The 18,739-nt window shown below is 41.1% G+C and carries 17 protein-coding genes and 2 tRNA genes; 4 read left to right on the forward strand and 15 right to left on the reverse strand.

The window, feature by feature from the left end:
* The 12 genes from MSC25_RS19700 to MSC25_RS19755 form a co-directional block, all read right to left on the reverse strand.
* Positions 1 to 72: transfer RNA gene (locus MSC25_RS19700), tRNA-Lys, on the reverse strand.
* 219 nt (positions 73 to 291) lie between these two features.
* Positions 292 to 1,041 carry a tol-pal system protein YbgF gene (ybgF, locus tag MSC25_RS19705; protein ID WP_004587278.1) on the reverse strand — a complete coding sequence of 250 codons (750 nt, stop codon included), beginning with the start codon at positions 1,039 to 1,041 and terminating at the stop codon, positions 292 to 294.
* A 13-nt stretch (positions 1,042 to 1,054) separates the two neighbouring features.
* Positions 1,055 to 1,597, reverse strand: a complete 543-nt coding sequence (gene pal, locus MSC25_RS19710) for a peptidoglycan-associated lipoprotein Pal (protein ID WP_004587277.1) — start codon at positions 1,595 to 1,597, stop codon at positions 1,055 to 1,057.
* A gap of 36 nt (positions 1,598 to 1,633) precedes the next feature.
* Positions 1,634 to 2,992, reverse strand: a complete 1,359-nt coding sequence (tolB, locus tag MSC25_RS19715; RefSeq protein ID WP_004587276.1) for a Tol-Pal system beta propeller repeat protein TolB — start codon at positions 2,990 to 2,992, stop codon at positions 1,634 to 1,636.
* Positions 2,993 to 3,001: 9 nt separating this feature from the next.
* Positions 3,002 to 3,928: a cell envelope integrity protein TolA gene (tolA, locus tag MSC25_RS19720; protein WP_248444402.1), complete on the reverse strand. Its 927-nt coding sequence runs from the start codon at positions 3,926 to 3,928 to the stop codon at positions 3,002 to 3,004.
* 4 nt (positions 3,929 to 3,932) lie between these two features.
* Positions 3,933 to 4,364 (reverse strand): protein TolR, encoded by a 432-nt coding sequence (gene tolR / locus MSC25_RS19725; RefSeq protein ID WP_004587274.1) that lies wholly within the window; start codon positions 4,362 to 4,364, stop codon positions 3,933 to 3,935.
* Complete coding sequence (gene tolQ, locus MSC25_RS19730; RefSeq protein WP_004587273.1) at positions 4,351 to 5,055, reverse strand: protein TolQ; 705 nt, start codon at positions 5,053 to 5,055, stop codon at positions 4,351 to 4,353. Before tolQ ends, tolR begins: the two co-directional genes overlap by 14 nt.
* Positions 5,056 to 6,333: 1,278 nt before the next feature.
* Positions 6,334 to 7,341: a Holliday junction branch migration DNA helicase RuvB gene (gene ruvB, locus MSC25_RS19735; RefSeq protein WP_004587272.1), complete on the reverse strand. Its 1,008-nt coding sequence runs from the start codon at positions 7,339 to 7,341 to the stop codon at positions 6,334 to 6,336.
* A 7-nt stretch (positions 7,342 to 7,348) separates the two neighbouring features.
* The gene (gene ruvA / locus MSC25_RS19740; protein ID WP_004587271.1) at positions 7,349 to 7,966 is read right to left on the reverse strand and encodes a Holliday junction branch migration protein RuvA; all 618 of its coding nucleotides are present in this window, start codon (positions 7,964 to 7,966) and stop codon (positions 7,349 to 7,351) included.
* A gap of 2 nt (positions 7,967 to 7,968) precedes the next feature.
* Entirely contained in the window at positions 7,969 to 8,493 is a 525-nt protein-coding gene (gene ruvC / locus MSC25_RS19745) for a crossover junction endodeoxyribonuclease RuvC (protein ID WP_004587270.1), read from the reverse strand.
* A 128-nt stretch (positions 8,494 to 8,621) separates the two neighbouring features.
* The gene (locus MSC25_RS19750; protein ID WP_121637291.1) at positions 8,622 to 11,123 is read right to left on the reverse strand and encodes an FtsX-like permease family protein; all 2,502 of its coding nucleotides are present in this window, start codon (positions 11,121 to 11,123) and stop codon (positions 8,622 to 8,624) included.
* Positions 11,113 to 11,826, reverse strand: a complete 714-nt coding sequence (locus MSC25_RS19755) for an ABC transporter ATP-binding protein (protein WP_248444418.1) — start codon at positions 11,824 to 11,826, stop codon at positions 11,113 to 11,115. The genes MSC25_RS19750 and MSC25_RS19755 overlap by 11 nt, the downstream gene beginning before the upstream one ends.
* Here MSC25_RS19755 and MSC25_RS19760 point away from each other — a divergent pair, their 5' ends adjacent.
* From MSC25_RS19760 to MSC25_RS19770, 3 genes are all read left to right on the forward strand, one after another.
* Positions 11,827 to 12,450 (forward strand): arylesterase, encoded by a 624-nt coding sequence (locus tag MSC25_RS19760; RefSeq protein ID WP_024032180.1) that lies wholly within the window; start codon positions 11,827 to 11,829, stop codon positions 12,448 to 12,450.
* Between the two features lie 161 nt (positions 12,451 to 12,611).
* Positions 12,612 to 12,688, forward strand: a tRNA-Pro gene (locus MSC25_RS19765).
* A gap of 90 nt (positions 12,689 to 12,778) precedes the next feature.
* Positions 12,779 to 13,102: a DUF2845 domain-containing protein gene (locus MSC25_RS19770; RefSeq protein ID WP_054983647.1), complete on the forward strand. Its 324-nt coding sequence runs from the start codon at positions 12,779 to 12,781 to the stop codon at positions 13,100 to 13,102.
* Positions 13,103 to 13,160: 58 nt separating this feature from the next.
* On the opposite strand, the gene MSC25_RS19775 is transcribed toward MSC25_RS19770, so the two are convergent.
* The 3 genes from MSC25_RS19775 to MSC25_RS19785 form a co-directional block, all read right to left on the reverse strand.
* Positions 13,161 to 13,409 (reverse strand): hypothetical protein, encoded by a 249-nt coding sequence (locus tag MSC25_RS19775; protein WP_248444403.1) that lies wholly within the window; start codon positions 13,407 to 13,409, stop codon positions 13,161 to 13,163.
* A gap of 165 nt (positions 13,410 to 13,574) precedes the next feature.
* Positions 13,575 to 14,957 carry a cyanophycinase gene (locus MSC25_RS19780; RefSeq protein WP_248444404.1) on the reverse strand — a complete coding sequence of 461 codons (1,383 nt, stop codon included), beginning with the start codon at positions 14,955 to 14,957 and terminating at the stop codon, positions 13,575 to 13,577.
* Between the two features lie 360 nt (positions 14,958 to 15,317).
* Positions 15,318 to 17,825 carry a UvrD-helicase domain-containing protein gene (locus MSC25_RS19785; protein ID WP_248444406.1) on the reverse strand — a complete coding sequence of 836 codons (2,508 nt, stop codon included), beginning with the start codon at positions 17,823 to 17,825 and terminating at the stop codon, positions 15,318 to 15,320.
* Positions 17,826 to 18,122: 297 nt separating this feature from the next.
* Here MSC25_RS19785 and MSC25_RS19790 point away from each other — a divergent pair, with 297 nt between their 5' ends.
* A complete protein-coding gene (locus tag MSC25_RS19790; protein ID WP_096739826.1) occupies positions 18,123 to 18,707 on the forward strand; it encodes a hypothetical protein in 585 nt (194 codons plus the stop codon).
* Positions 18,708 to 18,739: the final 32 nt, after the last annotated feature.

Here is an 18,739-nt window from a genome sequence, read left to right on the forward strand (position 1 = left end):
GGGTCATGATGGACTTGAACCATCGACCAATGGATTAAAAGTCCACTGCTCTACCAACTGAGCTAATGACCCGCTCTTTTTGCCGCATTTTGAGTGGGGTAACCATTCGTTTGCTGCGGGCGCTTATAATACTTATTTATAAAATGAGTGCAACCGAAAATGTCTCTTTTTTTCAGTTTTTATGCCTAGGTGAGCAAAATTAAAGCGTTTGTGCTCAAACTACATGCAAATACAAGATTCGCCGAGTATTTCTATGTAGTTTGAGCTTTAAATACACCGCTTAAATGCGTCCTAATTAGCTAGACGCTCGGTTGCAAGTTTTGCAGCAGTTGTACTTGGATATTGGTTAATTAGATCACCCAATATTTTTTGTGCCTCTTGATTCAGGCCTTGCTCTTGTAAAAGCGTGCCTAACTTTAACATGGCATCTGGTCGTTTATTTGAGTTAGGAAACTCATTAACCACAACTTTAAAATGCTCACTTGCTTTTACACCATCATTTTTAATGGTCAGCAACTGCCCAAGCCAATAATGTGCATTAGAGGCATACACAGAATTAGGATAGGTTGTTAAAAATGTTTGAAACTCAGGAATAGCTTGGTCGTAGCGTTTATCTTTCATTATTAGCGCTACTGCACGCTCATACGCTTCGTTTTCAGATAAGTCACTGCTATAGGTTTGTGCGTCGCTCGATTGCGTGTAATCGGTTGCAGGCGCAGCAGCGGGTTGTGTATACGCTTGGCTTACGCGGTTTTCTATTTCTTGATAAAGCTCACGCTGGCGCTGAAGTACTTTTTCAAGTTTATAACTTTGCTCTTCAGTAACACCGCGAATTTGGCTTACTTCATCTTGAAGTAGATTAAGTTGTTGCTGTAATTCAACTTGTAATAAGTTTCGCGACTGCATCATGTTTTCTAGTGACGCTAAACGCTTCTCTATGCTCGACTGTGAACTTGCAGCTTCTGAAACAGGAGCGGGAGCAGCCAAAACTTGGGTGCTCCCGCTCAATATCATGGCTGCCAAAATAATTTTCGGCTTCATAATATCTCTTATCTTAGTAAACTAGTACCGCACGGCGGTTTTTAGCGAAAGCTGACTCAGTGCGAGATTTAACCATTGGTTTCTCTTCACCGTAGCTAACTACTGACATTTGGCTAGCAGAAACACCTAAGCTTTGTAGGTATTTTTCTACAGCTTGGCCACGGTGCTCACCTAGTGCAATGTTGTACTCAGGTGTACCGCGCTCATCAGCGTGACCTTCAATTAATACTTTTACTGAAGGGTTCTGAACTAAAAACTCAGCATGTGCACGAAGTAATTCTGCGTACTTGTTCTCAACAGTTGCTTTGTCAAAGTCAAAGTAAATAATTTGTTCTTGACGAAGCGCTTCATACTTTTGACGAAGTTGCTCTTCTGCTTGTTGTTCAGGTGAAATTGTTGCTACTTCAACTGTATCCGTGTTTGTTGATTGCTCAACTGCACTTTGATTTGATTGGTTAGCTGCGCCTTCATCAATATCTGAAGATGAGCTACAAGCGGCTAATGTCATTACTGGCACAGCGATTAGCAGGCCTTTAAGTACTTTGTTAAGTTGCATTGAGTAGATTCCTATTTTTGAGTAAACCAGCAAATATTACTGTAAATATGGCGACCAAGCTGGCGCCTTTACTTGTCCGTCTAGCACGGGTAAACGTGCTTTAAAGCGACCGTCCATCGATACCAGCGCGAGTACCTGTTTATTATTATGAAGCGTGCTATAAATGATCATCGAACCGTTTGGCGCTATGCTCGGTGATTCATCAAGGCGAGTTCGCGTTAATACTTGAAACGCGCCTGTAGCCAGCTCTTTCTTAGCAAGATGGTACTGCCCGTTGGTACGGTTAACCATCACTAATTCTTTACTGTCTGGCGTTATAGAACCCGCTAGGTTCATATCGCCGTCGAAGGTCAATCGTTGTGACCTACCAGTTCTTAAATTTAACTTATAAATCTGGGCATTACCACCCCTTTCAGATGTAAACACAATATCCTGGCCATTTGGATACCAAGATGGTTCAGTATCTATACTACGGTGGCGTGTAAGGCGTGTTTCTTTACGGGTTGCTAAATCTAAAACGTAAACTTCGGTTGCACCTGTTTTATCTTTAGAAAGCACCAATAACATTTTTTTGCCATCTGGTGAAAACTGCGGTGCACCGTTAATACCGCGGTAACTAGTGATCAGCTCACGCTTACCTGAGTATAGGTCTTGAATGTAAATTTGGCTTTGGCGGTTTTCAAACGTAACATACGCAAGCTTAGTACCATCTGGTGACCAAGCTGGCGACATTAACGGCTCTTTTGAGCGCAATAATACTTGCTCGTTAAAGCCATCGTAATCGGCAACCACTAATTGGTATGGCTTAGCTTGGTCTTCACGTACGATTACATAAGCAATTTTAGTTAAAAACGCGCCTTTTTCACCGGTTAGCTTTTCATATACTACATCGCTTATGCGGTGTGAATAACGGCGAAAGCCACTTTCACCAATTACGCTTTCGCGAGCTTCTAAAATATGATCTTGGCTTTTTACTAGTTTACCGCTGCTCATCATTTGAGTTTGGCCACCGGTAATTTGCCCACGAATAACATCAACTAATTCGTAGCGTACTAAGTAACGCCCATCAGTTTGCTGCTCTACCTCGCCTACTACAACCGCTTCTACACCTTGGTTTACCCATGCTGCGTAGTCAATGTCGCCATCTTTATTAGGAAGCTGTGGCATTTGTGCTACATCTACCGGTTTAAACTTACCACTGCGCATTAAATCGGCAGCAATTACATCGCTCAATTTTTGTGGAATTGGGCCAACACCGTTGTATTTAAAAGGCACGATGGCAATAGGACGTGCGCCGTCTACACCTTCAGTTATTACAATTTCAAGTGCCGCATTTGCTACACCCTGAAATCCTAATAATATAACTACAAAGGCTATTTTAATTTTGCTGAACATATCATTCCTTTAAAATTCTGGCTTGATTGTTAAATTAATATTCTTAAGTTGCTCGAATACGTCTTTGTCTTTAGATACAGGTAATGTATCGGCCATGCGCACAGCTCTAAGTGCAGCTTCACACACTAGCTTATCACCCCCTAACGATTTAACTTGCGTTACTAAACCATTAAACCCAAGACGAATATTTACTCGACACTGTTGGTTTTTCATTTTTTCATCAATCAGTAAGTTTTGCTGAATGCGCGCCATAATTAAAGCACGGTACTTATCAACTTCGCTTACTACTTGCTGTTGGCGTATTTTACTACGTGCAGCCTGCTCTTTAGCAAGTTGTTCTTGTAACATTTGCTCTTGCAGCGCTTGCTGACGTTTACGCTCAGCCTCTTTTGCACGCTCTTTAGCTTCTGCTTCACGCTTTATACGCTCTGCTTCGGCTTTTTTTAGTGCCTCTTCTTCTGCTTTGCGTTTATCTGCAGCAGCTTTAGCGGCGTTTTCAGCCTCTTGCTTTTGCTTTTCAGCTTGTTTTGCTTTAGCACGCTCTTTTTGTTCAATTTCGCGCGCTTTTTTAGCTTCAGCCTCAGCTTGTGCTTTTTCTTTCTCTTTTGCTTTGCGCTGTTGCTCTAGCTTTTTAATATTACGCGCTTCGGCTTCACGCTGTTTACGCGCATTGGCGGCTCTGCGTTCTAAGTCGCGAATGCGTTTATCTTCAGCGCGTTTTTTAGCATCTTCTTTTTTTTGTAGCTCAGCAATTTTTTGCTCAACTTGTTTTTGATCAACAGTGACCGCCGAAACCGCATTATCAGGCTCAGGAATAGCCGAATTAAGAGTCACTTCCATTACTTTAGGTGCCGGTGGGTGTATATTTGCAGTTGCCCACAAAAAGCCCCCTAAACCTAAATGTAAAAGTACTGACTTGATTATAGAACTATTCATGTTACTACTGTGTCCCCTCAAAGGATTCTGTCATTAAACCCACAGATGGTACGCCAGCATTCTTTAAAAAGTCCATTAATAACAACACTTCTTGGTAAGAAACCTTACCAGAGCCTTTAATCATTACTGGTACATCAGGGTTTTTCATTAGCTGAAGCTTAATAACCGCGGCCACATCAAGTGCTTCCATTGGCTCCTCTGGATCAGTGCCTATGCTTACATAGTACTTACCTGCCGAGTCAATTGAGGCAATAATAGGCGGCGTGTCTTTAGTATCAACTAAATCCGACTCTTCCATTTTTGGTAAATCAACTTTTACACCGTGAGTAATAAGCGGTGCTGTTGCCATAAATATAATTAGCAATACCAACATTACATCAATGTAAGGTACTACATTAATTTCTGCGACCGGACGGCGCTTCTTACGCTGATACATTCGCTTTAGCCTCTATTTGGGTAGCTGCTTGACGGTGTAAAATATTGGCAAATTCTTCCATAAAGTTGATGTAGTGTGATTCTAGTTTTTCAACTTTATTAGCAAAGCGGTTATACGCAATAACAGCCGGAATAGCCGCAAATAAGCCCATTGCCGTTGCAATAAGTGCCTCAGCAATACCTGGCGCTACCATTTGTAATGTTGCTTGCTTCACTTCACCAAGTGCAATAAAGGCATTCATAATACCCCACACCGTACCGAATAAGCCGATATATGGGCTAATTGAACCCACTGTCGCTAAAAACGATAAGCTCGATTCTAGTTTTTCAATTTCACGTGACAGTGCCACACGCATAGAGCGATGCGTACCTTCCATTACAATGCCAGCACTTTGAAAGGTGTTCTTTTTATGGCGTGCAAACTCTTTAAAGCCTGATGTAAATAACGCTTCAATACCATGAGATTGACCGCTACGTGATGAGATTTCGTTGTATAGTTTGCTTAAGTCGATACCTGACCAAAATTTTTGTTCGAATTTTTTTGCATCAGACAAGGCGTCGCTAATTGCTTTTTTGCGCTGAAAAATAATTGCCCATGACATAACAGACATTGCTACTAGCGCTAGCATTACTAACTGCACAAGCAAACTGGCTTCTAGAATTAGATCTAAAAAATTAAGCCCTGATCCCACGTTAAACTCCTAAATAATTTCAAAAAACGTCAATTTGGTTATTTTGTGTAAATAAGACCATTGTAACGGCCATAAGTTGCATCTAGTGTATCGAGTCAAGGGTTTACTGACAACGATATTGCTATGAATTGGCAACAAAAAACGTTAAACATACGCTTAATCGCTTGTTTGTTTCTAAAACGCGACTACCGCGTTTAGTAAAACACAACTTAATACTACAAAAGTGCGTAAATATACGCAGTAAACTTAATAAAACGCACCGTTTATTCATAAAAAGTGCATAAGCACGCAAAAGTAATTCAAGCCACTTTGCATGTACTAATATAACTAATACTGTAACAATACAGTTCAGACCAGTTATTTATTAATTTTCAGACACTTATAAAATTAACGAATAATTAACGTACAAGATTTGAACAACAAAAAAATTCATCAGATTAGTTTTTCTTATCTGAAATTTTAAATTTTCTAGTTTGAACAAAAAATACTTATTCCGTATTATTCTCCCATACCGAGCTTACGCACTGAATGAAACATTTTTCATTAAGCCAAGTTCTTAGTAATAGGATTTTTAATCGTATTACATTGTTTTACTCTTTTTGGATAAAACCTGATTAAGTAAAACGTAGTTCCCTGGATTACTTCCTTCAACTTGTTGTTTGCCCGCATTATATGCGGGCTTTTTTTTGCCTAAATTTTACCGCCAACTTGGCATATAACCGGTATAAATTACACAATCTGTTTAATTGCCAACGGTGTATTTACTATCTTTTTTTACCAATTCGTATTATTAAATTATCTACTTTCAGTAGAAAGCATGTTTATAACAAGGTAAAACTTATTAACACAATTAGCGCCACGTCTAATCTCTTATGTTGCTACTGCTTTAAAGCTAACTGGTTTTAATGGTACGCAGCATAGCCACGCCAGTCTTAACGTTAAGTGAATTACAAAACGATTTTAATTTATTGGTTACATTTGCAACAAAGTGGATGAAAGCTGAGTAAGTTTTAAAAAATTATACAAATTTTCTTAATTAAGTGAGCTATGTTGAGGCTGGAAAAACGTGTTGATAGCTAGGCAAAAAATTCGCTATTTCGTTGTTCTTGGCAATTGCTCCAGCATTGCTATACCTTCTACATGCAGTCGTAAATGAGAGTTTTTAACGCAGGTAGCGACACGTTTGCCTCGCAAAATGATTAAGTGTTATTGCAAATTGGTATTACATTTAACAGAGGAAGTAGCCCGCTACATTTACTGTAACAGGCTAAAGAGGGGTTAATCTTGTTTTGGGAGTAAACCAAAGTGATGATACGCATTGTCAGATACAATTCGCCCGCGCGGTGTGCGCTGTATAAAACCTTGCTGAATTAAAAAAGGCTCTATTACATCTTCAATGGTTTCTTTTTCTTCGCCTATGGCGGCGGCTAAATTATCTAGCCCTACAGGCCCACCCATAAATTTTTCGATAATGGCAAGTAAGTATTTACGGTCCATGTAATCAAACCCGCTTTTATCTACGTCAATCATATCAAGGGCAAGCTCGGCAACGGAGGCGTTTACTGTACCATCTGATTTTACTTGCGTGTAATCGCGCACACGGCGCAATAAGCGGTTAGCTATACGCGGTGTGCCTCGTGAGCGTTTTGCAATTTCGGTAGCGCCATCGTCGCACATTTGTAAATCTAGGTAATGTGCAGAGCGCCCCACTATATGCGATAAGTCAGCTACCGAGTAAAACTCTAAGCGCTGAACTATACCAAAACGGTCTCTAAGTGGTGAGGTAAGTGAGCCTGCGCGTGTTGTCGCGCCAATAAGCGTAAACGGCGGTAAGTCTAATTTAATAGAGCGTGCAGCGGGGCCTTCACCAATCATAATATCGAGTTGGTAATCTTCCATTGCGGGGTAAAGTATTTCTTCAACTTGTGGGCTGAGTCTGTGTATTTCATCAATAAACAGCACATCGCCTTCTTCAAGGTTGGTAAGTAATGCAGCAAGGTCGCCGGCTTTTTCAAGTACTGGGCCTGAAGTGGTTTTAATACTTACATTAAGCTCATTGGCAACAATATTAGCAAGCGTGGTTTTACCTAAGCCCGGCGGGCCAAATATTAATAGATGATCTAGCGCTTCACCGCGGCTGCGCGCTGCCTCTATAAATATTTCCATTTGCTGCTTAACATGCGGCTGACCTTTGTAGTCGGCTAAAAGCTTGGGCCTTATTGCGCGGTCTATGGTGTCTTCGTTGGTTTTTTCGCTCGCGTCAATTAAACGATCAGCTTCAATCATGGGTTACTCACAACATTGATTTTAAAGATTCTTTAATAAGAACCTCAGTAGACATATCGGGTTTACTTACCGATTTTACTGCTTTTTGCGCCTGTGGCAATTTATAACCAAGCGCGACAAGTGCCGATACGGCATCGTCTGCAGCATTATTGGCAATTGTTGCATCGCTAGGAGGCTCTATAACGGCATTATCGCTATATGGCGTAAATAAGTCGTTACCCCAATCTTTTAAGCGGTCTTTCATTTCAAGCACTAAACGCTCAGCGGTTTTTTTACCCACACCCGGTAATTTAACCAATGTTGTGGCATCTTCGTTGTTTACGCAACTAACAAATTGTTGCGCCGACATGCCCGACAAAATAGCTAGGCCTAGTTTAGGACCCACACCATTTGCTTTTAATAGTTCTCTAAAAAGCGCGCGCTCGGTTTTATTATTAAAGCCAAATAATAGTTGTGCGTCTTCGCGTACTACAAAGTGTGTGTACACTATGGCGTTTTCGCCAATATTGGGTAAGTCGTAAAAACAGGTCATGGGCATTTGTACTTCGTAGCCTACGCCGCTTACTTCTAATAAAATTTCAGGCGGTTGCTTTTCAACTAAAGTGCCATTTAAACGGCCAATCATATTTATTTCCTTAAACGTCCTCTAACGGTTTTGCTTGCGCTACCCGCTAGTTTTATTAAATTTTGTTCTGAGTGCGCATGGCAAATTGCAATGGCAAGCGCATCGGCCGCATCGGCTTGCGGTGTGCCAGGTAATTTTAAAATATTTTTTACCATGTGTTGCACTTGCGATTTATCGGCGCCGCCATTGCCTACCACGGCTTGTTTAATTTGCCGTGCTGAGTATTCAAATACGGGTAAGTCGGCCATAGAGGCTCCCACTATGGCGGCTCCTCGGGCTTGGCCAAGTTTTAGCGCGGCATCCGGGTTATGCGCCATAAATACTTTTTCTATGGCAAAGGTTTCGGGGGAGAACTGCTCTATTATTTGCGTGATCCCTTGGTAGATCATTTTTAATCGTATGGGGAACTCATGCTCGGCTAATTTAATACACCCGCTTCCTAAATAGGTAAATTTAGCGCCTTGATGCGCAACCACACCATAACCGGTTAAACGCGAACCTGGGTCTATCCCTAAAATAATGGCCAAACAGCACACTCATTATTGTTATTTTTCAATAACGGTAATAATGCCAGAGCACTGTATAAATTACCAGTGGCGAGTAAAAACAAAAACGCCCGCAACTTAGTGCGGGCGTTTAGCGTTAAAAGTATAGCTTAGGCTAAAGCACGTACTAAGCCTTGGGTATTTTGTTTAAGTTTACGGGCAATCATAAAGTAGCCAAGCGCGGCTACAAACACCCCGCCCGACACAGGCCCTATTAGCCAAATTGTTGGGTGCAACTTACCGGCTAAGTCAAACATTTGCTGCTGAACAATCAGCAAGGCTACATCACTAAATAATGCAGCTACAAACCCGGCTAAGCCACCTAATAGCAAAAACTCATAAAGCGTCGCATTTTTTATTAGCCGCCCTTTGGCGCCTAACGTTCGCAGTATTACTATTTCTTGCATTCGCTCGCCAAGGCTCGCTTGCACCTGAGATATAAGCACTAATGCGCCACACAAAACCACAATAGCAAGCACAAAGCCAATAGCTAACGACACCTGCTCAATGGTTGATTGTATTTGCTTAACAAAGTTATCTACATCGATGGCGGTAATGGTTGGATAAGTGCGCAGTAACTGGCTAAACGCTTTCTTTTGCTCTGGCTCTATACGCACAGATGAAATATACGTTGCCGGAAAATCTTTTAGCACATCGGGGCTTAAAATAATAAAAAAGTTAGGTTTTAGCGTCGCCCAATTTACTTTACGCACACTGGTAATTTTGGCATCAAATGATTGCGCACCAATTAAAAATGTTAAGGTGTCGCCTATTTCTACGTCTAGGCGCTCCAACATAGACTCCTCAACCGATGCCTCACCCACTGCGCCTTCGCCAAACCACTGCCCTTGCACAATTTCGTTTTGGGCTGGCACATTTTCAAGCCAGGTTAGATTAAGCTCACGGCCAATGCCTGAACGCGCTTCTTCATCTTTTTTCTCGTTATCTTGCAACGACACTTTACGCGCCACAAGCTCGCCATTTACCGCATTTACTCGCCCACGAATGGTTGGATAAAAATCCGAAACTAAAATATCGTTCTCTGCTAGGTAATTATTTACAGGCTCAAGTTCGTTTTGCGTAATATTAACTAAAAATGCATTAGGCGCATCGGCGGGTAATTGAGACTGCCAATCTGAGATCATGTCATTTTTAAGCACAATCAAAAACAATAGCAATTTTATCGCCAAAGAAAAGCTAATAAGCTGCACCGCATTTACGTTGGCACGCTTTTGTATAGAAGCAATAGCTAACGACCAACTGTTGCCTGGTTTTAAGCCTAATTTACGGCCACCCCCAAATATTAGTTTTGAAATAACAAACAAAACCGCAATCAAAGCAAGCGTGGAGACAAATAAAATAAGCGTTATTTTAATGTTGTTACTAAATAACCACATTAATAAAAACACCGTAAGCGCGCTTAAACCTAAGTGCACACGGCTTACCGCTAGTCTGTCGCCTAAATTACGGCGCAATACTCTAAGCGGTGGAATATCAAATAAATCAAGCAGTGGCTTAATAGAGAACATAACTGCACATATAACGCCTGTGCTAATGGCCACCAGCCAAGGTTTAAATCCGGCGGCAGGTAAGCTCATATCCATGCTTTTTGCTAAATAACCAGTGGCTATTTCTTGTAAGCCGTAGCCTATGGCTAAACCCACAATAACCGCTAAAGCACACACCATGAGTAAGTGCATAAAATATATTTTACGAATTAATGCACGGCTTCCGCCAAGTGTTTTCATCATTGCTACAGGGTCGTATTGGCGCTCACAATAACGCTTTGCCGACACAGCAATAGCAACCGTAGCCAAAATAATGCCCAGCAAACCGGCCAGTAATAAAAAGCTTTCTGCACGGTTTAAGCTATTTGATATAGGCGACTGCCTATCTTTTACGCCATACCAACGTTGGTTTTCCGCCATTTGCGGCTTTAACCATTCATAAAACCGCGTTATATCTGATTCATCGCCTGCATAGAGTTGGCGATAATTTACTCGGCTGCCAGGTTGAATAACCTCAGTTTTTGCAACATCAGCAATATTTATAAGCACTCTGCGGCTGCTCGAAAATACATTAAACGGCGCATCTGGCTCTTCAACCACCACTTTTTCTACATTAAATACTGCTGCGCCCAGCTCTACTTGGCTGCCAATATCAATATTTAAGCTGTAAAAAACCGATTCACTTAGCCACACATTGCCAGGCTTCGGGCCGCCCTGCGCTACTTGTGTTTCGCCAAGCAATGATGATTTAACTTTTAACTCGCCTTTTAACGGGTATTCGTTAGACGCCGCTTTTACCGAGGTAAATTGCATCTCGTCGTTGGCAAATAACATAGTGTCAAAGTAGATCATTTGCGCAGTTTGTAAGTTTTCTTGTTTGGCCTTGCTAATAAACGCCGTATCTAGCTCATGGGCGCTTGCCAATACTCTATCTGCAGCAATAAACGCGCTACTTTTTTGCGCTATGCTTTGTGCTATTCGCTCAGTGACCATAGACAGTGTAAGCACCGTTAATACCGCCAGCGCAATGGCGGCACTAATTACCGTTAGTTCGCCGCGGCGAAATTCACGCGCAAATAATTTAAGTGCTAACTTAGCCCACATTCGCTACGTCCTCTTTTGAGTTTTTAACTAAGCAGCCCGCTTCAATTTGTACAATATGCTGGCACTTTTGCGCGAGTGCTTCATCGTGAGTTACTAAAATTAGCGTTGTGCCGTGCTGCTGGTTTAAATCAAATAATAGTGACTCCACCATTTTGCCGTTTTTACTGTCTAAATTTGCAGAAGGCTCATCGGCAAATAAAATTTTAGGTGTGCCTATAAAGGCACGGGCAATGGCTACACGTTGCTGCTCACCACCAGAGAGTTGCGATGGGTAATGGTCAATACGATGGCTCAGCCCCACTTTTTCTAATAGGGCAAGAGCTTGCTCTTTGGCATCGCTTTCGCCAGCAAGCTCTGCCGGCAGCATCACGTTTTCAAGTGCCGTTAAGCTTTGTACCAACATAAAAGATTGAAATACAAAACCTACTTTTTCTGCACGCAATGCCGCGCGTTGCTCTTCATCTAATTTATGTAGCGGCTCGCCATCAAGGGTAATTTCACCACTGCTGGCGGTATCTAGCCCCGCTAATAAACTTAATAACGTGGATTTTCCTGAGCCAGAGGTGCCAACAATAGCTACTGACTCGCCATGCTTGACATTAAAGCTGATGTCGCTGAGGATGGGCAACTGACCTTCGAAGGTAGAAACTACTTTAGACAAACCATTTACTTGAATAATATTTAATTGAGAAAGCGCTGACATATGACTCATTCAATCCTACGTTTTGTATTCGTTTTATTTTTAGTTATCAAACCACTTAGTGCGGCGGCCGACAACACGATTTTAATACTTGGAGACAGTTTAAGTGCAGCCTATGGGCTTAAACAAGAGCAAGGCTGGGTTAAATTGTTACAAGATAAATACGATGCAGAGCAGCGTAATATAGAGCTAATTAATGCCAGTATTAGTGGCGAAACTACCGGTGGCGCTTTACGCAGGCTAGATGCCTTACTAGCGCAATACCAACCAAGCCATGTACTTATTGAGCTTGGTGCTAATGATGGTTTACGTGGTTTTCCGGTAACAAAAATGCAGGCCAACTTAACGGATTTAATCGAAAAAAGCCAAGCTGAAAATGCCATGGTCGCGTTAATGGAAATTTACATTCCCCCTAATTACGGGCCGCGTTACAGTAAAATGTTCACTGACAGTTTTACACAAGTAAGTGAAAAAACAAATGCTCATTTACTTAACTTTTTTATGCTTAATGTGGCAGATAAGCCAAACTTAATGCAAAGAGATCAATTACATCCAAATAAAGAAGCACAACCGCTGATACGCGATGAAATGTATGACTCGATCAACCAATGGTTAAATAAAGATTAGCCCGCCTTGTTTGGTGGCTTAACATGCGCTGCACGGCATGTGCTTACTAAGGGCGATACGCCCTTAGCTTAAAGTTTTTTAGCTCATTTGCACAATAAACACGCAAACAAACAATCACTTATTGATTTTTAATAAAATATACGTACTATTGCAAACAACGTCGGTATGTAGCGCAGCTTGGTAGCGCACTGTCATGGGGTGTCAGGGGTCGCAGGTTCAAATCCTGCCATACCGACCATTTAACCTCCTCTTTATTTCTTTTTCACTGTCATTTTTCTGTATTACCTTGTATACCTAGCATTAAATACTATGTGTTTAAGGATGACTTATGAAAAAACGTATTGTGTTTCCTCTGCTTTTATCTCTTTTTATTTCAAGCTTTGCGTTTGCTCAGGGTAGTTTTCGACTTAAAAACGGAAATCTATTAAGTGTGGGTAAAACTAAATCTGACATTGTAGCTGTAGTGGGCGCACCACTTTATAAAGATGTGCTTAATGAAGCTGTTGATATTGGTAATGGCGACAAATTAGTTAAAACAGAAGAGTTTACTTATAAACTAAAAGGCTCAATTGGTGGGATGTATATTGTATTGATCCGTTTTGAAAATAATATTGTGACCAGTATTAGTTCAAAACAAGTCGACAGGCTTTAAATATTTTAGAGTTAGTTTTAAGCAGTTAAAAGCGCCATACGGCGCTTTTTAGTTTTTATTAGTGTGTACGCCCTACGGCGTTACGCACCATGTCTTTACCGTTTTCAAATACCTCGGCTGTTATGCCACGCGCCAGTAATAACTGTTGTTTGTCGTCAAATACTGCAACAAAATGGCTGCCGTCTTTATTGCTTGTAGCCATACCTACACCCGATACACCTTTTAAGCCTAAGCCGCCGTTTTCTACCATTACTAAAAAGTTTTCTACCTCTGCTAGGTTGTCGATTATGTCGTGCTCGTTATTCATAAATTGCTCTTTGTAAAATCTGCTTGGTTAATGCCTATTCGCAAAACGTAACCACTAAATTAAGCGAATAGGTATAAATTACTTGGGCGCTATTTTATAGCCCATTAAAATAAACATAAACCTTTGTATCGGGTTATTAAGTACATTTAGTACTAGCGCTTAAGGTTAAAAGCGCTCTACATTCAGTGACAAATTACTTAACGCGCAACCATACGGCAGGGTATTAACGCGGTAATAATGCGTATTTTTTGTAGCAGTTAAATTTATCAAAAGGTCATCTTGTTGCCCTACCGCACTTTGCTCTTGGCTTAGGCACATAGCTTGCGTAAGCGAGCGAAGTTTTGAATCGGTTAAAATATTGGCAAAACGCTGCACCGGTAAAGGTGGTATTTTAATAGGCGCTAATGCTTGGCTAATGGTGCGCTCGCTAAGTTCAAACCCGGCATTAGTAATATCTATTACACTGCGAGCAGGCCAGTACGAGTAGTTATAGCTGTTTGCTTTTTGCTGTGTACTTAAATGCGCAACGCCACTTTGCCCTATTACGGTCATTAAATTTCCTTTGTTGGATTTAATAACAACGAGGGCTGTGTTTTCATCAATACCAAAACCGTGCTTAATATCACCGTTTTTTTGCTTAACGATGTTTAATGTACTGGCTAGGTTTAGCGTTTGATTTTGCTCACTAAAGCGGGTACTCAGTGGCCCATAGGTAAACGTGTTTAACCCGTTAAGTGCATTAGGCTGTGGGGCAAGCTTTGCTTTTAATACCGCTTCGCTTTGGTGCCGTGAGAGATAGACGTTTTCGCTTTGTATTTTGCTTCCTGCACCTAGCCCTACAATAACAGGGCGAGTTTTAAGCGCGTTAGTCCAAGGGTAGGCAGTATTATTTTCATCATACAGTGCTTTTAAAGCATTTTTAGCCGTGCCGTCGCTAAATAAAACACCGGTGCTGGTGTTTATTAAATTAACTAACGCCTCAACCCCATTATTACAAAGTGTTTGCTCAGCCTTTATGAGCTCAGGGTATACATTGCTGCGATTATACAGGTTCATTTGTGAGTGACGCAGCGCCGGTAAATCACTACAGGTATTGTTAGTAATTGCTTTAGCAAGTGCAGGTGTAAGCGGCAACCATTGGCTGGTTACACCTTTTGGTAAAAGTGTTTTAAGCGCCTCTACCTGTGCGTATGGGTCGCGCTGGGCTGCGCTAATAATTAATAAGGTAGGTGTTGGGTTAGCAACCTTTAAGCTCCCCGCTATAAATTGCAATATGCCGTTGCTTTGTGGCTCAGCTTTTGGGGTGGTGTTTGCATGAGGTTGTTCGAGCATATCAAACACAAAGTTAAACTCTTGCTTTGTTAGGTTATTGAGTTGCTCGTTGTTTATATCTCGCCATTGCCAAAGCAGCTCACTTTTAGAGACTGCGTTTGCATTTTTGCTACTAAGAGCACGTAAGGTATTTAAAACATTTGCTTGGTTATTTGTATTGTTAGTCGGCCAATTTAATTTTATTTGCTCAAGGTTAGCATTGGTTACCTTAAACACGCTTTGTGACTTTGAGTTATTTTGCGTATTGCAACTTTGCGCTGCATTAGCACTGCAACTATTAATTGTACTACCGGCTAAAATAAGGGTTTGATCTTACTGCTGGGCAGCCCCTTTAAATGAAAATAAAGTAAATAATACGAGCATAAAGCTCACTCGCTTAGTAAAAAAAGCACGGGTACGCATAACGCTCTCAAAAATGATCTAAATAGGCGTTAAGTTTAACAGCATGTAATGGCAGGCTAAATAGTAAATGTAAATCGTCAATGTTTGCGACACATGGCATTAGTGTATAAAGCTAGTTACAAAAGCGCGATGTGCGTTTTACGCAGCCAATACTCTTACATTTAATCATTAACCTTACTTATTGTGCTTACTCTGTTTTACAAACAAATTAGAGGCTATATCAATAGGGTAATTATCGTTTATTAGCTCGCTAATAAATTCAGAACACGCAGATGGCGGAGCAATTAAATAGCTTTTATGCTTAGCGCGCGTGATCCCTACGTACAATAAACGTCGCTCCTCTGAATGATTAAAGGTATCTGGTGCGGGCAATAATGCCTCAACAAGTAAATTGCCAGGGTTATTGCTTGGAAAACCTAACTTGCCCTGCTCAAAACCTATAATAATACAGTAATCGGCCTCCAGTCCTTTAGAGCCATGCAGTGTCCAAAAGTGCAGTGGGTTAGCAAAGTTGTTACCTGCTAAGTGCTGCTCGACCTCATTAAGCATAAACCGATAACGGCTCAAGACGGCAATACTGGCTGTGTTATTATTTTTATTAATTGTGGCTATAGTTTGCTGCACTTTTAGTGCTACTGACTTTTTACCTTGGTGTAAATCGTCAAGTAACACAACTTGAGGGGTGCTTACTTGCGTATGTGTGGTGATGTGCTTTTTATATTGTTCAGGGTTTTGCATTACAAAGCGCCCCGCTACCTCACTAATACTGTTGTTATATCTAAACGTTTTTTGCAATAACGTGAGTGAGTGACTGCCTATTAAATCGTTAAACTGCGTGGTGAGCGCCAAATTACCGCCTGAAAACCGATAAATAGCCTGCCAATCATCGCCAACCGCAGTAAAACAAGGTTGCGGACCACTCTTTATTAACGTATTTAAAAACGCCATGCGTGCGCATGAAATGTCTTGAAATTCATCAACTAAAATATGGTGCCAAGGCAAACTTACCTCCCCCGATTTAACCGCCTGAGCTGCGCTTGCAATCATGTCGTCAAAATCAATAGCATCTTGCTCTTTTAATTTTTCGTAGTATGCACGCTGCATTGCCACCAATAATGTTGCATAACTTTTATGATTTATAATGCCACTTTTAGCTATTCGCGCTGCTATTTGAGTGTTTGATAACTGCTCACCCCGTATTGCGCTTAGGCAGTTTAAGTACTTATTTATATTTTGCTTTAACAGCCCTGTTGCAGATAAGCGGTCGTACACTGCCTGGTTATCTACGGGGTTAATGTTCACTTTATGTTTTTGTAGTTGTGCTTTTAAACGCTGCTCAAGCTGAGCTTCTTGCCAGTTATAATGAAATGTTTGCACCAACGCATGCCCATGTTTTTTATGGTGCGCGCGTACATATTTAATATGCTCGCTATTGTGCAAGTTAGCCGCGTGCTGCACTGAATTACCTTGCCTATCTGTCACAAAATGTGCCAAGTAAACCTGGTGCTGTGGCAAGTAAAAATCGGCGGTGTCATCATTTTGGTAAGTGTGTTCAATACCATACATATAAAGCCAGTTGGCAATTAATAAGTGCTGATAACTGCTTACTTTTAGCCCCGATAAGGTGTGATAGGTTTGTGCTTTTAAGGCGGTTTTAGTTGCGGTTCTAGTTTCGGTATTGAGGCTATCAGTAGGTTCGTACAGGGTATCAACAAAAGTTTCACAAAAACGTGAGTCTGTTTTTAGGGTATTACTAAGCCACTGTGTAAACCATTTATTAAGCGCCATAGCATCGTTTGCAAAAGGCGATAAGCTACGTGTTTTATTAGCGCTTTGCAGTAACTTAAGCCCCAGCGCATGAAAGGTTAAAATAGTAGGCGGCGTAACGTTTAAATTTGCTTGCAGCGCCCTTAAATTAAAGCGTTGATTTAATTCGTTTGCCGCATTTTTATTATAAGCAAGTATCAATATTTGCTCGGGCTTTACACCACCGTGGGCAATTAAATCCAGGGCCTTTGCAACCATTACTGAGGTTTTGCCAGTGCCTGCGGCCGCTAGCACTAAATTTTTGTCGTTATTGCGTATAACAGCAAGGCGTTGATCGTGTGTAAGCGGGTTTGATTCAACCACATTATAGAAGTCGGCTCTTGCCGTTAGTGTTTTTTGCTCATAACTTTTACGTAGCTGCTCTGTGGCATGCGCTACTGTTGGTGAGCTACTTAAAATAGTCAAAAACTTAATATTAATGGCCGATAAATGCTGCTGCCATAGTGCAGGTATTGCGCCGTACTGCTGTGCCAGTGAAAACACCGCCGATTTTAATAACGGCACGTTTGAGTCGCGAAGATACTCGTTTGTTGCATAACGTTTTACAAGCGTTTTTGCTGTATTCACTTTTTCTTCTAGGTGATTGGCAAAAACGCTGTTTAGCTGCTCACTAAGCGTTTGAGCCTGCTGTTTATTTAAAAAGCTAATTACCGTTTTTTTATTATGGTTGAGGGTTATTTTCCCGCTAAACAGGCCTTTTTTAAATTGTGTAAAATTAGTAAAGTCGCTAATTAAATAGGCGCGTGAAGTAGTATTTTTAAAATGTATAACGAGTGAACTTTGCTTAATAGTAACGGTGTTAATACGCGTAAAAAAACGTCCTAACCAGCTTGGAGTGGCAATAAACTGCGCCATAAAACCTTGAATAAACTAAAATTAAAAATAAATTTTATCACAGTTTAAACGCCAAGGCGCGCCGCGCCTTAAAAGTGGCAGCCTGGTTAACCAAAGCATGTACAAGCAGGCCTCATAAATAGCCCAAAGGCTGTGTACATTGGGTGTTTAAACTGCGGTAAACTCCTCCTAAAACAATCAACAGGCCTTAAGTATTTACTCTAAACAGGTGTTTAAATTTGCTTAAACTTTACGTTTGAATATTGAACAAATTGCACTATTGGTTTAATGTGAAGCTTTTATTAAACGAGAAATAATATGGATTTAACTAAGGAAGAGTTAAGTTTTATTTCGTCTGTTGTAGGCAGTAACAAGGACAATACAAACGATAACTCGCAGCTTAGCTTAAAAACGGCTTTGCCAGATACACTAAAAGGTTTGTTGTCTCACGCTAAATTAACCATGTTAGCTGAGGTGGGCCATTATCAGTTGTGGTTTCCGCTTGAGTTTAAGCTCAACGATGACGGCTACTTAAACCCCGTACTGAGTGCGCCTGAGGTAATTGATACCGAAGGTGTAGACAGAAGCTGGCGTTATTCAGACCTGCATTTACAAAGCGAGCGCTTTTATGTGCTTTCGCTCTCTAGCAGTGGCGTGCTATTAAAGCCGCGCGATCATCGCTATAGCCTTACCCACGCGCAACATATCACGTTTAAGCTACCCAATAAGAAAAAAGTCACTCTACTTATAGATTTAGTCCGTAAAACTAATTTAGGCTATGCCGCTAAAATTATCAGTATCAAAAGTGGTAAAGAGGCATTACGTGAGTATTTATTTGAAAAACATAAACGCGAAAACGCCACCTTGTACGAAAACACGGCTAGTGTAACTGAGCATTTCTAGTTGCAGGCTGTTAATTGCAGCGATAAGCTAAC

It is taken from the genome of Pseudoalteromonas sp. 1CM17D (assembly GCF_023161805.1).
In the GTDB taxonomy this organism is placed as follows: Bacteria; Pseudomonadota; Gammaproteobacteria; order Enterobacterales; family Alteromonadaceae; genus Pseudoalteromonas; species Pseudoalteromonas atlantica.

Bases quoted from the DNA above. Each gene is read 5' to 3' on its own strand.
- tolR (WP_004587274.1), bottom strand. From the start codon at position 4,364: ATGTATCAGCGTAAGAAGCGCCGTCCGGTCGCAGAAATTAATGTAGTA.
- MSC25_RS19790 (WP_096739826.1), top strand. From the start codon at position 18,123: ATGGATTTAACTAAGGAAGAGTTAAGTTTTATTTCGTCTGTTGTAGGC.
- pal (WP_004587277.1), bottom strand. From the start codon at position 1,597: ATGCAACTTAACAAAGTACTTAAAGGCCTGCTAATCGCTGTGCCAGTA.
- tolB (WP_004587276.1), bottom strand. From the start codon at position 2,992: ATGTTCAGCAAAATTAAAATAGCCTTTGTAGTTATATTATTAGGATTT.
- MSC25_RS19785 (WP_248444406.1), bottom strand. From the start codon at position 17,825: ATGGCGCAGTTTATTGCCACTCCAAGCTGGTTAGGACGTTTTTTTACG.
- MSC25_RS19760 (WP_024032180.1), top strand. From the start codon at position 11,827: ATGACTCATTCAATCCTACGTTTTGTATTCGTTTTATTTTTAGTTATC.
- ybgF (WP_004587278.1), bottom strand. From the start codon at position 1,041: ATGAAGCCGAAAATTATTTTGGCAGCCATGATATTGAGCGGGAGCACC.
- MSC25_RS19750 (WP_121637291.1), bottom strand. From the start codon at position 11,123: ATGTGGGCTAAGTTAGCACTTAAATTATTTGCGCGTGAATTTCGCCGC.
- MSC25_RS19770 (WP_054983647.1), top strand. From the start codon at position 12,779: ATGAAAAAACGTATTGTGTTTCCTCTGCTTTTATCTCTTTTTATTTCA.
- ruvB (WP_004587272.1), bottom strand. From the start codon at position 7,341: ATGATTGAAGCTGATCGTTTAATTGACGCGAGCGAAAAAACCAACGAA.
- ruvA (WP_004587271.1), bottom strand. From the start codon at position 7,966: ATGATTGGCCGTTTAAATGGCACTTTAGTTGAAAAGCAACCGCCTGAA.
- MSC25_RS19755 (WP_248444418.1), bottom strand. From the start codon at position 11,826: ATGTCAGCGCTTTCTCAATTAAATATTATTCAAGTAAATGGTTTGTCT.
- tolA (WP_248444402.1), bottom strand. From the start codon at position 3,928: ATGAATAGTTCTATAATCAAGTCAGTACTTTTACATTTAGGTTTAGGG.
- MSC25_RS19775 (WP_248444403.1), bottom strand. From the start codon at position 13,409: ATGAATAACGAGCACGACATAATCGACAACCTAGCAGAGGTAGAAAAC.